At 45.1% G+C, this 14,440-nt stretch carries 13 protein-coding genes; 3 read left to right on the forward strand and 10 right to left on the reverse strand.

The features are described 5' to 3' along the window. Positions 1 to 90: 90 nt before the first annotated feature. Positions 91 to 1,749, reverse strand: coding sequence for a phospho-sugar mutase (locus Q0203_RS06195; protein ID WP_297930431.1), 1,659 nt, complete (start codon positions 1,747 to 1,749; stop codon positions 91 to 93). Positions 1,750 to 1,997: 248 nt separating this feature from the next. Here Q0203_RS06195 and Q0203_RS06200 point away from each other — a divergent pair, with 248 nt between their 5' ends. Continuing rightward, on the forward strand, positions 1,998 to 2,681 hold the full coding sequence (locus Q0203_RS06200; protein WP_021616275.1) for a 2,3-diphosphoglycerate-dependent phosphoglycerate mutase: 684 nt from the start codon (positions 1,998 to 2,000) through the stop codon (positions 2,679 to 2,681). 102 nt (positions 2,682 to 2,783) lie between these two features. Here the strand turns inward: Q0203_RS06200 and proS are convergent, their stop codons facing one another. Beyond that, positions 2,784 to 4,499: a proline--tRNA ligase gene (gene proS / locus Q0203_RS06205; protein WP_297930436.1), complete on the reverse strand. Its 1,716-nt coding sequence runs from the start codon at positions 4,497 to 4,499 to the stop codon at positions 2,784 to 2,786. A gap of 152 nt (positions 4,500 to 4,651) precedes the next feature. Here proS and selA point away from each other — a divergent pair, with 152 nt between their 5' ends. Next, positions 4,652 to 6,046 carry an L-seryl-tRNA(Sec) selenium transferase gene (selA, locus tag Q0203_RS06210; RefSeq protein WP_297930440.1) on the forward strand — a complete coding sequence of 465 codons (1,395 nt, stop codon included), beginning with the start codon at positions 4,652 to 4,654 and terminating at the stop codon, positions 6,044 to 6,046. Continuing rightward, positions 6,043 to 7,902, forward strand: coding sequence for a selenocysteine-specific translation elongation factor (selB, locus tag Q0203_RS06215; protein WP_297930443.1), 1,860 nt, complete (start codon positions 6,043 to 6,045; stop codon positions 7,900 to 7,902). The genes selA and selB overlap by 4 nt, the downstream gene beginning before the upstream one ends. 27 nt (positions 7,903 to 7,929) lie before the next feature. Here the strand turns inward: selB and Q0203_RS06220 are convergent, their stop codons facing one another. From Q0203_RS06220 to Q0203_RS06255, 8 genes are all read right to left on the reverse strand, one after another. Beyond that, entirely contained in the window at positions 7,930 to 8,778 is an 849-nt protein-coding gene (locus tag Q0203_RS06220) for a Dam family site-specific DNA-(adenine-N6)-methyltransferase (RefSeq protein WP_297930446.1), read from the reverse strand. 4 nt (positions 8,779 to 8,782) lie between these two features. Continuing rightward, the gene (aroB, locus tag Q0203_RS06225) at positions 8,783 to 9,871 is read right to left on the reverse strand and encodes a 3-dehydroquinate synthase (RefSeq protein WP_297930449.1); all 1,089 of its coding nucleotides are present in this window, start codon (positions 9,869 to 9,871) and stop codon (positions 8,783 to 8,785) included. 33 nt (positions 9,872 to 9,904) lie between these two features. Next, positions 9,905 to 10,432, reverse strand: coding sequence for a shikimate kinase AroK (aroK, locus tag Q0203_RS06230; RefSeq protein WP_005715891.1), 528 nt, complete (start codon positions 10,430 to 10,432; stop codon positions 9,905 to 9,907). A gap of 221 nt (positions 10,433 to 10,653) precedes the next feature. Continuing rightward, on the reverse strand, positions 10,654 to 12,060 hold the full coding sequence (pilQ, locus tag Q0203_RS06235; RefSeq protein WP_297930452.1) for a type IV pilus secretin PilQ: 1,407 nt from the start codon (positions 12,058 to 12,060) through the stop codon (positions 10,654 to 10,656). A gap of 9 nt (positions 12,061 to 12,069) precedes the next feature. Continuing rightward, positions 12,070 to 12,465 carry a competence protein ComD gene (locus Q0203_RS06240; RefSeq protein ID WP_297930455.1) on the reverse strand — a complete coding sequence of 132 codons (396 nt, stop codon included), beginning with the start codon at positions 12,463 to 12,465 and terminating at the stop codon, positions 12,070 to 12,072. Continuing rightward, positions 12,465 to 12,998, reverse strand: coding sequence for a competence protein (locus Q0203_RS06245; RefSeq protein ID WP_297930458.1), 534 nt, complete (start codon positions 12,996 to 12,998; stop codon positions 12,465 to 12,467). The genes Q0203_RS06240 and Q0203_RS06245 overlap by 1 nt, the downstream gene beginning before the upstream one ends. Continuing rightward, on the reverse strand, positions 12,995 to 13,513 hold the full coding sequence (locus tag Q0203_RS06250; RefSeq protein WP_297930461.1) for a competence protein ComB: 519 nt from the start codon (positions 13,511 to 13,513) through the stop codon (positions 12,995 to 12,997). The genes Q0203_RS06245 and Q0203_RS06250 overlap by 4 nt, the downstream gene beginning before the upstream one ends. A gap of 9 nt (positions 13,514 to 13,522) precedes the next feature. Then, positions 13,523 to 14,332, reverse strand: a complete 810-nt coding sequence (locus Q0203_RS06255) for a competence protein ComA (protein WP_297930464.1) — start codon at positions 14,330 to 14,332, stop codon at positions 13,523 to 13,525. Between the last annotated feature and the right edge of the window lie 108 nt (positions 14,333 to 14,440).

Raw genomic sequence — 14,440 nt, forward strand, 5'->3', positions numbered from 1 at the left:
GAAGGTTATTCACAAAAATAATCACTGAATTGACAACAAAAACGGTAGGCACATTGACCTACCGTTTTTTATTTCAACTGTCGAGCTTAATTAGCAATCCTGCTTACCATACGCTTCTTGACGTAAAATCGCGCGAACAGCCGCATCAAATTCCGCCAACACATGATCGGCATTTTTCGGATCTGTACCACGTGCATCAAGATAGAATTTGATTTTCGGTTCAGTACCGGACGGACGTGCAATAAGACGGCTACCGTTTTCCAAGACGAAGACCAAAATGTCGCTTTGACGGTCGGTTTTGGTGTGGTCGATAAATTGTGCCACATTGAAACCACCGATTTGGCTTGGCGGGTTGTTGCGAAGTGCGGTCATTAATTTGCCGATTTCAGACAAATCGCTCACACGAATAGAAATTTGTCCGCTCACATAAGCACCAAATTCTTTGGTGAATTCCTCTGCATAATCTGCCAAGGTTTTACCTTGTTTCTTCAAGCTACGCACTAAATCCAAGAATACGATAGCGGCTGAAATACCGTCTTTATCACGTACTTTGTCCGGATCCACCAAATAACCCAACGCTTCTTCAAAACCGAATAACAAGCCTTGAACTTTACCGATATATTTGAAACCGGTAAGGGTTTCTTGGGATTCAAAACCATAACGTTTCGCAATCTCTGCTAAGGCAGGTGAGGACACGAGGGAACAAGCCAATACGCCTTTTTTACCTTGAGCTTGATATTGTTTCGCCAAATACCAACCTAAGAAGCAGCCCACCACGTTGCCGTGCAATGGTTTCCAGTTGCCTTCAGCATCCGGCACTGCCACCGCTAAACGGTCAGCATCCGGGTCATTGGCGATGATAAATTCGGCATTGTGTGTTTTTGCCACTTGAATCGCTAAATCTAACGCGCCTTTTTCTTCCGGGTTAGGGAAGTTCACGGTTGGGAAAGTACCGTCCGGCCAGACTTGTTCAGCAACGATGTGCGGTTGTGGCAAGCCGGCTTTAGCTAATGTTTTGCTCAACACTTCATATCCTACGCCGTGCATGGCAGTATAAACGTAGTTAATGTCGGTTTGCGGTTCTTTCGCAAGCGCAGCGGTTTTTGCAATGTAAGCATCCACCACAGTGTCATCTAACACGACGTAATCTTGGCTGCGTGGTAAATCGTTCACACTGCCTGCCGCGACGTTATCAATTAACGCCGCAATGTCTTTGTCTGCCGGAGAAACGATTTGTCCGCCGCCGTTGGCTTTGCCTAAATAAACTTTATAGCCGTTATCTTCCGGTGGGTTGTGGCTGGCTGTCACCATGACGCCTGCGGTGGTGTCAAAATATTGAATAGCATAAGCCAACACCGGGGTTGGTAATTTGCGTGGTAATAAATAGGCTTTAATGCCGGCGCCCGCCATGATTTCAGCAGTATCGCGTGCAAATACATCGGAGTTTTTACGGCCGTCATAGCCAATCACGATGGAAGGCTGATGATCATATCCTTTTAAATACTCAGCCAATCCGCCGGCGGCTTGTGCCACCAACACACGATTCATCCCCATGGAACCGGCTTGCAGGCGACCGCGTAAACCGGCGGTACCGAATTGTAAACGTCCGTCAAAACGGGCTGCCAGTTCAGCTTCGGCTTTTGCATCACCACCTTTTGCCGCGCTTAAAAGTGCGGTTAATTCTGCGTGCGTTTCTGCATCCGGATCTTGGTTTAACCAATTTTGTGCTATCTCGAAAAGTGTTGTCATCATGTCTTCCTTCTAGAAAATCAAACATTAAAATACCCGTTAGACTATCTAAAAAATACTGAAAGTAAAACGTTTATTTCCGATTAATTACAACATTTTGATCTATTTCATAAATTCCCCCAAAGACGATCAAGGTCTTCGCCAACCCCAAACAACATGGCAGAAAATAAAGGCATTTTTTCTTTATCAGAAAGGCTTTTTTTGCTATAACTGAGGAAGCTTTTTTAATTAATCTTAGGAGATCTATCATGGAATTAGTGTTTATTCGTCACGGTTTTAGTGAATGGAATGCAAAAAACTTATTTACCGGTTGGCGTGATGTGAATTTAACCGAACGTGGCGTAGAGGAAGCCAAAGCAGCAGGCAAAAAATTGTTGGATGCCAATTTTGAATTCGATATTGCTTTCACGTCTGTTTTAACTCGTGCAATCAAAACCTGTAATATCGTGTTAGAAGAATCTCACCAATTATGGATTCCACAAGTGAAAAACTGGCGTTTAAACGAACGCCACTACGGTGAGCTACAAGGCTTAGACAAAAAAGCCACTGCGGAAAAATACGGTGATGAGCAAGTTCACATTTGGCGCCGTTCTTACGACACATTGCCACCATTATTAGATCCGAAAGATCCAAATTCTGCCCACAATGATCGTCGCTACGCAAACCTACCGGCTGATGTTATTCCGAATGGTGAAAACTTGAAAGTGACTCTAGAACGCGTACTTCCGTTCTGGGAAGACCAAATCGCACCAGCATTATTAAGCGGCAAACGCGTTTTAGTGGTGGCGCACGGTAACTCTTTGCGCGCACTGGCAAAACACATTGAAGGCATTTCCGATGCGGATATCATGGATTTAGAAATCCCAACCGGTCAGCCATTAGTGTATAAATTAGACGACAACCTAAAAGTGGTTGAAAAATTCTATTTATAATTCTTCACGAAATTTGCCATAAAAAATCACCGCACTTTCATCACAAAAGTGCGGTGGATGATAAAAAGTGCGGTTATTTATCATAGCCGCTTTATTTTATGGTTATGCCTTAATTTGGCTTTTTAAGAAGTCTAATAATTGCTCTTTCGCAATCATTTGTTTCTCACCGCTACGACGATTTTTGTATTCGATTTCGCCGTTCGCTAAATTTTTCTCACCGATAACGACCATGTGCGGCACACCGATAAGCTCCATATCGGCAAACATCACGCCCGGGCGTTCTTTACGGTCATCAAAAATCACTTCCACGCCTTGTGCCAATAAAGTGCGGTATAAATCCTCAGCGAATGCTTGCACGCTTTCTGATTTATGCATATTCATCGGCACAATCGCCACCGTAAACGGCGCCATCGCATCGCTCGGCCAAATAATACCGCGTTCATCATGATGTTGTTCAATCGCGGCTGCCACAACACGCGTCACACCAATACCATAGCAGCCCATGGTAACGACCGTAGGACGACCGTCTTCACCTTGCACTGTCGCATTCATCGCGTTGGAATATTTGTCACCTAATTGGAATATATGGCCGACTTCAATACCGCGTTTAATTAATAAGGTACCTTTGCCATCCGGACTTGGGTCACCTTCCACCACGTTACGAATATCCGCCACTTTCGGCAGCGCCACATCACGCTCCCAGTTAATATTAAAATAGTGTTTCCCGTCAATATTGGCACCTGCACTGAAATCGGACATGATTGCCACGCTGCGGTCAATGATCACCGGAATATTTAAGTTGACCGGCCCAAGGGAGCCGACACCTGCGCCAATTTTCGCTTTAATAGCGGCTTCATCAGCAAATTCAAATGGGGAGGCCACTTCTGCCAGCTTTTCCGCTTTGACTTCGTTTAATTCGTGATCGCCACGAATAATTAATGCTACTAACGGCTGTTCTTCGCTTGCACCTTTTACAATCAAGGTCTTAACGGTTTTCTCAATCGGTTGGTTAAATTGAGCCACAAGCTCTGCAATGGTTTTCGCATTCGGTGTATCCACCAATTCCATCGCTTTAGTTGGTGCAGCACGCTCGCCTACAGCCACGGCTTCAGCAAGTTCGATGTTTGCCGCATAATCAGATTCCGTAGAGAAAATCACATCATCTTCACCGCTGTTCGCCAACACTTGGAATTCATGAGACGCACTACCACCGATAGAACCGGTGTCTGCTTGCACGGCACGGAAATCCAACCCTAAACGGGTGAAAATGTTGCTGTAAGTTTGATACATCACATCATAGGTTTGTTGCAAACTTTCTTTGTCCATGTGGAAAGAATAAGCATCTTTCATGATAAATTCGCGGCTACGCATCACACCGAAACGTGGGCGTACTTCGTCACGGAACTTGGTTTGAATATGATATAAATTTAGGGGAAGTTGACGGTAAGAAGTCACTTCACGACGCATTAAATCGGTAATCGCTTCTTCATTGGTTGGGCCGATCACAAAACTCCGTTCGCCACGGTCAGTGAAACGCAATAATTCCGGGCCATACTGATCCCAACGACCGGACTCTTGCCATAATTCTGCCGGTTGTACAACGGGCATTTTGATCTCGATAGCACCGCTTTTATTCATTTCTTCACGAATGATGTTTTCCACTTTTTGTAGCACGCGCCAACCGGTTGGCATCCAGTTATAAAGGCCTGAAGCAAGAGGACGAATCATGCCCGCGCGCAACATGAATTGATGGCTAACAATCGCCGCTTCTGCCGGGGTTTCTTTTAAGGTGGATAATAAATATTTACTTGTACGCATTGAATTACCTATAATTCCAAGAATTTAAAAATACGAGAAAAAAATTGGCGTTAGTGTATCTAATGCGCACGCAAAAGCAAAGAAGAAATCAGGTTTCACACCTTATAATCCCCGCTAAAAATGCCAATTTAACCCCAGAAAAAGGAATCATCATGTCAGCCCTTTATCAAGCGCTTCCTGCCGTCGATAAATTACTCAAAACCCCGCAAGGTGAGCAATTCATCGCAGAATTTGGTCATAGTGCCACCGTCAATGTTTGCCGAGACTTGTTACAACAAGCACGCGAACACATAAAACGCCATGAAAACCTACCGCACTTTTTGCAAACAAGCGATGCCACCTTTCAGTACATCCGCCAACAATTATTGTTACAACAACAAGTGAACATAAAAAGCGTACATAATTTAACCGGCACGGTGTTGCACACCAATCTCGGGCGCGCGTTGTGGTCACCGGCGGCACAACAAGCGGCACTAGATGCTATGCAGGGCAATGTGGCGTTGGAATATGATTTAGCGGCTGGCGAGCGGAGCCATCGGGATAACTACATCAGCGATTTACTGCAACAACTCACGGGCGCAGAGGCGGCCTGTGTGGTGAACAACAACGCAGCGGCGGTATTACTGATGTTGGCGACTTTCGCGCAGGGGAAAGAAGTGATCATCTCCCGGGGTGAATTGATTGAAATCGGCGGCGCTTTCCGCATTCCCGACATCATGGCGCAGGCAGGTTGCAAACTGGTGGAAGTGGGCACCACCAACCGCACACATTTAAAAGATTATCGCAACGCAATTAATGAAAATACCGCCTTTTTAATGAAAGTTCACAGCAGTAACTACCAAATTTGCGGTTTTACTCATTCTGTTGATGAACAAGAACTGGCAGAATTAGGCAAAGAATTTGGCATTCCGGTCATCACGGATTTAGGCAGCGGCGCGTTAATTGATTTGAAACAATTTGACTTGCCGGAAGAACCGACGGTGCAAGAAAAATTACAACAGGGTCTGGATTTGATTTCCTTCTCCGGCGACAAACTGCTTGGCGGGCCACAAGCGGGGATTATCGTGGGTAAAAAAGCATTGATTCAACAGCTACAAGCCCATCCGCTCAAACGCGTGTTGCGTTGCGACAAAGTCACCCTCGCTGGGCTGGAAGCCACTTTGCGTTTATATTTGCAACCGGAAAAAATTACCGAAAAACTAACCGCACTTCATCTGCTCACTCAGCCTGTAGCCCAATTACAAGCACAAGCGGAACAACTGAAAGAGCGGTTGGAAAATCGTTTAAATGCAGATTACGTTGTTGCGATCGAACCAAGCGAAGCGCAGGTTGGTAGTGGTTCTCAGCCGCTGGCACGGATTCCGTCAGTCGCGGTAACCATTGCGCCGGCAACAGAAAAAATGCCGACAAAAACCACCGCACTTTTCGCCCGTTTATTAGCGCTACCGCAACCGGTTATCGGGCGCATTGAACGGGATAAAATTTGGTTGGATTTACGCAGTTTGGCCAATCTCGAACGCTTGCTCAACACCTTGGAGGCGCTATGATTATTGTCACATCCGGACACGTTGACCACGGCAAAACCGCACTATTACAAGCCCTCACCGGCACGCATACGGCGCATTTACCGGAAGAAAAAAAACGCGGCATGACCATTGATTTGGGCTACGCCTATTTGCCGTTAAAAGACCAAATCCTCGGCTTTATCGACGTACCGGGGCACGAACGTTTTCTTGCCAATATGTTGGCAGGTTTGGGGGGCATTCATTACGCCATGCTTATCGTTGCCGCAGACGAAGGCGTGCAAGCGCAAACCATCGAGCACTTAAACATTTTGAGCTTGTTAAAATTGCAGGAAATTATGGTGGTGATCACCAAAGCCGACCGTGCCGATGCGCAACAAATTGACGCATTAGAACAACAGCTACGCCAACAATATGCCATCTTGGCAAACAGTAAATTCTTCGTGACCTCTGCCACCTCCGGTCAGGGTATTGAAACATTACGCGATTATTTGGCGCAGTTGCCGGAATTATCGGACACCCAAAAACCGTTCCGTTATGCCATCGACCGTATTTTTACCATTAAAGGTGCCGGCACCGTGGTGACAGGCACCGCATTTGCGGGCAAAGTGGCCATTGACGACGAATTGTATTTAAGCAATGGGCAAAAAGTGCGGGTGAAAAATATCCACGCACAAAACGAACAAAGCACGGAAGGCTTGGCGGGGCAACGCCTGGCATTAAATATTAACTTGGATTTCGACCGCACGTTAATTGAACGCGGCGATTGGTTGTTCTCCCAACCGCCTGCCAAGGCGACAGATCGCGTCACCGTTTGGCTAGAAAACCAAATTCCACTGAACGAAAGCCAACCGGTGCATATTTATCACGCTGCCTCACACACCACAGGTAAGTTGACGTTATTGCAACAACCCAAACTCGCGCCTCAGCAACACACGCTGGCAGAACTGATTTTAGAGCAACCGTTGTTTTTGGCGCACGGCGACAAAATTATCTTGCGCAACAGCAACTCTACCGCCGTACTTGGTGGCGCAAAAGTAATTGAAATCCATTCACCGAAACGCCATAAGCGCACAGAAGCCCGTTTCAATTATTTACGCCAACTGATTCAAGCAGAAACAGCCGAAAAACGCACCGCACTTTATCTTCAAAATCATGCGGTGGAAGCCGAGCAGTTGATGTGGATTGAACAACTGACAGAGACGCAACTGAATGACATTCTTGAAAAAAACGGTGATATTCGCTTCCAAAGCTGGTGCTTTAATGCCGAGTATCGCACGCAACAAACGTCAAAATTATTGACCGCACTTGCGCAATATCACGAACAACATCCCGACCAACTCGGCTTAGGTAAAGCTCGTTTATATCGCATTGCTGCACTGAACCAGCCGGAAAAACTGATTTATCATTTTATTGATGAATTATTAGCTGAAAATCAGCTACAACAAACCCGTGGCTGGCTACACACCGCTGATCATAAAATTCAATTTAATGAACAAGAACGCGCATTATGGCAGCAAGTTCTTGAACAATTTGAGCAACATAACGGACAAGCGTTGTGGGTTCGCGATCTTGCGGGCTTATTAGGACAGGAAGAAAGCGCTATGCGCAACTTCCTCTACAAAGCCGGTAAATTGGGCTATCTCACCGCTGTGGTAAAAGACCGTTTCTTCCTGACCGAGAACATTTATGCCACCGCTCGCTTAATCAAACAGCTTGTCGCCGGGAAAGAGGGCATATCGGTAAACGAATTGCGTGATGCGTTACAATTCGGCCGCAAAATGACCGTGCAACTAGTGGAATATTTCGACCGCTGTGGTTTCTTACGTCGCAAGGGTAATATTCACGTATTGCGCGATGCGGATGTGTTTGATTTGTAAAAGTGCGGTAAGTTTTTAAGTTATTTTTTAGGCGTTAAAGACCGCAATCAACTCTCTTACTTTGACGCGTTTATGCGGTGCTTGGCTGATGGAGCGTTGAACTTTTAAACGGCGGATTTTCGCGCCTTGGTAGATTTCTCGGGTGAATGCCGTGTCGTGGTTGGAAATCACTACTTGGATGTTGCGTTGTTTTATAGTGTCTTTGGCTAGATTGGCAAGATCGCGCTGGTGGGCGATGGAAAATTCATTGCCGGAATAATTGGTGAAATTGCTGTTTTGTGAAATGGGAGCATAGGGTGGGTCGCAGTAAATGACGCAGTCTTCATCCGCCATTTGGAAGGTTTGTTGAAAATCGGCGCAAATAAAGACCGCACTTTGTGCTTTAGCGGCAAAAAAACGGAGTTCTTCTTCCGGGAAATAATGAGTTTTGTAAGCGCCGAAAGGCACATTAAATTCATTTTTGGCGTTGTAGCGACACAAGCCGTTAAAGCCAAAACGATTTAAATACAGAAATAACACGGCGCGTTGGAATACATCGGTACTTTGATTAAATTCTTTACGCTTGGTGTAGTAGTAACTTTCCGTATTCGCATCGGGGTGAAAGAAAACCGGTTTGCACGCTTGGATGTAGCCTTCTACGTCCTGTTTGACGATGTTGAATAGGTGGATTAAATCAGGGTTGATGTCTGCCAGAATGTAGCGTTCGAAATGGCTGTTGAGAAATACTGCACCGGCGCCGACAAACGGTTCGACCAAACATTGTTTACGTTTGGGTAATAAACGGTTGATTTCGTCTGTGAGGCGATATTTACCGCCCGCCCATTTGAGAAAAGGGCGGCTTTTGGTTTTTGTTGCAGATTTAGCGGGTTTAGGCATGGGGTTAGTCAACTTGCGTACAACGATTGATGGCTTCAATCACCTGTTCTTGTGGGACATCCGTCGCCACATAAGCCTGCCCAAGCGCTTTGAGGAGCACCAAACGCAATTTGCCATTGAGCACTTTTTTATCACGCATCATTAGCGGCAAGTAATCTTGTGCGGTCATGCCATCCGGTGAAACCGTTGGCAAATTGGCGCGCACTAAAAGTTTTTCTAACCTTGCGACATCATGTGGTGTTAAATCGCCTAATTTTTCTGATAACGCAGCGGCCATCATACAGCCGGCGGATACCGCTTCGCCGTGTAACCAGTTGCCGTAACCTAAATGGGCCTCGATGGCGTGACCGAAGGTGTGGCCAAGATTTAACAGCGCACGATCGCCTTTTTCCGTTTCATCGCGCGCCACAATATCCGCTTTTAATTGGCAACAACGGGCGATACATTGTTGTAATGCGTTTTGGTCAAGGGCGACTAAGTCATCGATGTGTTGTTCTAACCATTGGAAAAAGGGGAAATCTAAAATCGCCCCATATTTGATGACTTCGGCTAGGCCTGCATTCACTTCGCGTTTTGGTAAGGTGTTTAGGGTGAGCGTATCGACAATGACGGCACTCGGTTGATAAAACGCGCCGATCATATTTTTGCCTAATTCATGGTTTACCGCCGTTTTGCCACCCACGGAAGAATCCACTTGGGCTAATAACGTCGTCGGAATTTGAATAAAACGTACGCCACGTTGATAGCTTGCTGCGGCATAGCCTGCCACGTCACCGATGACACCGCCGCCTAATGCTACGATCGTGGTATCGCGTCCGTGGTTGGCTTTTAAAAGTGCGGTGAAAATCAGGTTCAAAGAATCCAGTGTCTTGTATTGTTCGCCATCCGGCAATAACACGTGCTCAACAAGACAACCGATTTTTTCTAAGGTGTTCGTCACGGTGGAAAGATAATGTTGTGCAACAGTTGGATTGGTCACGATCATGACTTTATTGCCGGATTTCAGCGGATAGCAATCGGTATTCGTGAGTAATCCGGCGCCGATATAAATCGGGTAGCTTCTTTCTTTTAATTCAACATTTACACACAACATTTACTTTGCCTTTGAAGTATTTAACCGTTTGTATTAACCGTTGTAGTTGTCAATCAGGTCGATAATTTGTGTCGCCATGACTTTGGCGCTTTGTTCGTCAGTCGGCAAGGTGATGTCCGCCACTTCTTCATAAAGCGGATTGCGAACTTTAGCTAAGTCTTCCAACACTTGGCGCGGATCGTCAACATCTTGCAATAGCGGACGTTTTTTATCTCGTTGGGTGCGTTGATATTGTTTCTCTACGGTAGTTTCCAAATAAACTACGATACCGCGTGCGGAAAGATGATTGCGGTTGTCTTTTGATAACACTGCACCACCACCGGTCGATAATACAATGCCTTGACGTTGTGTTAATTCATTAATAAGGCGTTCTTCTCTTTTACGGAATCCTTCTTCGCCCTCGACATCAAAAATCCAACCGATGTCGGCACCGGCGCGTTCTTCAATTTCTGCGTCGGTATCGACAAAATCCATGTTAAGTAGTTGTGCAAGTTGGCGACCGATGGTGCTTTTACCTGCCCCCATAGGCCCCACGAGGAAAATATTACGTTTTTCTGCCATTGTTATTCATCTTAAATTTATGTCATCGGAAAAATGTGATCTTTTAGAAAATAAGAAACGACCGCAAGTAATGATTCATGTGGTCGTGTGAAAGTTTTGAATAAGTGGAAAAGATCACCCCAAAATTGCCCAAGATTATCTCAATAAATCCCTATTCTTTTCAACCTAAACAAGCGATTTATTTCGTTTACCGCCATGTAAATGACAGGTTCATAGTGAATTTATCGTTTTTTTGCCGGTTCGTTGCGTTTATTCTGAGGCGTTACCTGCGATGATTTTTTTAGACTTTCCGGAAATGCCCCTTGGCGTAAAATATGCGGTGTGACAAAAATCACCAGCTCACGTTTTTGATGGCGTTCACTTTCTTTGCTAAATAAGCGTTTAATGCCCGGAATATCCCCCAACAAAGGCACTTTGTCCACGCCTTTGGTGATGGTATCATGAAAAACACCGCCTAACACGATGGTTTCGCCGTCCTTGGCGAAAACTTGTGTATTAATTTCTTGTTTATCAATGGAAACCACTTCACCCAGGCCGTATGAAACACGTCCACCCGGCGCATTTTGACTGACGACTAAATCCAACAAAATTTGTTTATCCTGTGAAATATGCGGTGTCACTTCTAAGCCTAATACGGCTTCGCGAAATTCTACGCTTTGTGTCCCACTTTTTTCATTCACCATAATGTAAGGCAATTCCGTCCCTTGCTTAATGCTGGCGCTTTTTTTGTTAGTGGTGAGTAAACGGGGACTGGCGATAATCTCCACATTGTTTTCCCGTTCAAGTGCGGTCAATTCTAAGTCTAAAAGTCGCCCATTGATTTTCGCCACTTGCAGCGCAACAGAACCGACCGGCGTGGTCGCCGTCGGCAAGTTAACGTTTAATTGGTGAGTGATATTGTCAAAGCCGTTACCAGCCAGACTTCCACTGAGGTGATGTGCATTTTCTGTTGGATTAAAAATTCCCCAACGAACCCCCAATTCTTTTAGGCTTTCACCGTTAATAGTCACAATTCGGGCTTCAATGGCGATTTGTTCAATGGGCTTATCTAATTCTTTAATGAGCTTTTTTAAATTCGCAATGGCTTTCGGTTCATCTTGAATTAACAATAAATTACTACGCTCGTCAAAACTTAAACTGCCGTTGGGAGAAAGGAGCGAACCACTACCGCCAGTGAGCGATTTCATCACTTCCGAGGCCTTCGCAAAATGCAATTTAATGGTGGCGGTGGTGAGTTGCGTGGGTTGTTCCGTCATCTCGGCAGGCAACGTAAAAGGCGTTTCCATTTGGGTGGCAAATTTGGCCTCGGTCTCAAGTTTACTTAAATAATAAATACCATTTTCTTGCCACAAATCCAACTGCTTGATTTTGGCAACAGACCGAAAGAGCTGATCCAAATCCACGTTATCCAGTTGAAGTGAAAGTGTGCCTTGCAATTCATCGTCAATAATTAAATTGACGTTTTGTGCTAATGCCAGCTGTTGCAACGTCGGCACTAAAGGTGCTTGCTTCAATCGAATCGAAAACACTTGAGTTTGTTCCGCATACACGGAAAAGCTCATCATCAAGCTCAAAAAATACAAAAAAAACAGACCGCACTTTAGGCAGCGGGAAAGCACTAATTTCATCAATCTTCCTTAAAATTTCACTTGAAAAGGGGTGGTTTTCTCACAGTTCGCACTATTGTCCCAACGTAAAAAATCAATGTGTTGTTTGTCGATTTTGGTAATTTGAATATGCTCGGCAGCAATCAAATCACCGGGATGGGCAAAGCTGACTTGATTGTCGGCAAGCAAGATGACTTGCCAATCGGTTTTATATTGTAGTACGCCGATGACTTGAATCTGCTCAAATGCCGTTTGCGGGAAAATGGTTGAAGACGCAGTGTGGCAGGTTGAATTTGGCGTGCTGTTTTGTTTTTCCGATGTAGCTTGCGTCATTCCCTGACGGCGGTTTTTATCAAAAGGATCATTCGCCCAACCGGCATGGCTGATCATCACGCTGATGAATAACCATAACATTTGTCTTACCATTATTTTTCCTCAGGATTGAATTGGAATAACAGTTCGCTGAAAAGGACACTGTCATTATTCGATTCAGTACGTTTTTGCACCTGCCATTCTACTAACGCCAACCCCGCATTTTCTGTTAAAAGTGCGGTCAAAAATGCACTTAACTCATCAAAATAGCCTTGAACGTGCAGTGTTAACAACGCTGTTTGATGAAAGTCCCACTGGCTATGTTCAATGTGTAATGATTGAGCAAGCTGTTGAATTTGCTGATTAACTGCCGAAAGTTTGCCGGCTAATTTCGGTGTAAGTAAATGCTTATCGGCTTTTTCTTTTAGTGCTGCCAAAATTTTTTGTTGATGTGCTAGTGTCGCCTGTTGCATTTCCTGTTGTTCTGTCAGTTGTGCTAATTGTGTCCATTGCTGCCAATAATGTTGTGCCGGCAAAGAAAGTGAGGCAACACCCAGCGCACATAACAAGGTCGTCTGTTGCCAAGCAGCAAGCTGATACCAATGCGTTAACAGAGGTGTCGTCGCCATTTTATCTATCCATTTCATGGGGTTACCTGCAACTTGAGATCAAACTGAAACCGCATTTCTTGCGCTTGCGGTTTAAATTCCGTGAGTTTCACTTCGCTAAATAACGCTTGCTCGGTCAGAAAATGGTTAAGGCGATCGAACTCCTCTTGGCTAACACTTTGGCCGGTAAGCGTTAAATGATGCTCCGAAAACGCCAACGCGGATAGCTCTCCTTGTGTAAGTGGTAACTCAGCTAATTGATTTAGCAATAAAAAAACCGTTTCTTTGGTGATTGCTTGGGTCTCTTGGTCATGACGTTGATGATGTCTGATCTGCTGAATGTGTTGTTGTGTAAGTTGTAGCTCACGTTGCAATGCAACGTATTCATGTTGTAATTTTTCCGCCTGTTTTGCGTACTGTTCGGCAGCACGGTATAACCCTAAGCTAATCGCCGTACAAAGCACCGCACCTGCCACGCATTTCGTCACCAAGGCTTTGGCTTGTCGGCGACGTTGCTGTAATCGCCACGGCAACAGATTAATGTCTTTTTTCATCACCTTTCCTTAACCTATCGGTGCATCAAAAAGTGCGGTGGATTTGGCGTACGTTTCTTGTTGCCATAACGCATTACCAAGGGCGATAAGCGGCAATTCCGTTGAGAGACAATGCCAATGATCCGGCACTGCCGTTTCAGTGTCTTCCGTTTGCAAGTAAAAAACGGCTTCCGGTTTTTCGTCATAACGATGGCAATATTGCTCAAAAAGTGCGGTCAAATTTGTCTCTGTTTGGAATAAGGTTTGATTTTGTTGCAGTTTGGATTGTACGGCTAATCCGCCTTGTTCATCTTGATATAAGAAAATGGCCGCTGCCGGCAAGGGCTTGCCTAACACATATTCTGCGCCACGTAACAAGGCTTTCGCCATGTTGTCTAACACCTCAATCTGTAGCGGCATAAATTGCTGTAAGTAATCCGTTGCAATTTGTTGGCGAATCGCGAAGATTTCCAAACGGAAACCCTGTTTTAATGGAGTGGCGGCATAGTCATACCAAATCTCCTCAAGCGGCAACGGCAACTCGTTGGAAAGTGTAAAATGACATTGTTGCTCACATTCCAGCGGGGTGAGATTGTGCGGCAAAATCAGTGTTTTTTGCCAGATATGATGCGGCATGATGGCGGTAATAAATTTATAAGGCGATTTTCTGCGTGCAGGCATAGCAAGTCGGCGATTAAGGGTGGCGGGAAGTTCCAGTAAATCTAATTTTTCCAAACACTCACTATGCGGACGATTGTCCTTATCGAACCAAACCACATCAATAGCGTGATGACGCAACCAGAGGCCGACTTGAATTGAAGGTGTACGTTTTATGAACATAAATTTATCCTGATTCCCTCGATTTCCAACAGTTTTCGCTTTTTCTTTAGGCGCGTAGTCTTTATACTTATTGGCTAACTTTATTTTAATTTTCTTAACCCCCTTTAA

The sequence above is a fragment of the uncultured Aggregatibacter sp. genome, assembly GCF_938046485.1.
Taxonomy (GTDB): Bacteria; Pseudomonadota; Gammaproteobacteria; order Enterobacterales; family Pasteurellaceae; genus Aggregatibacter.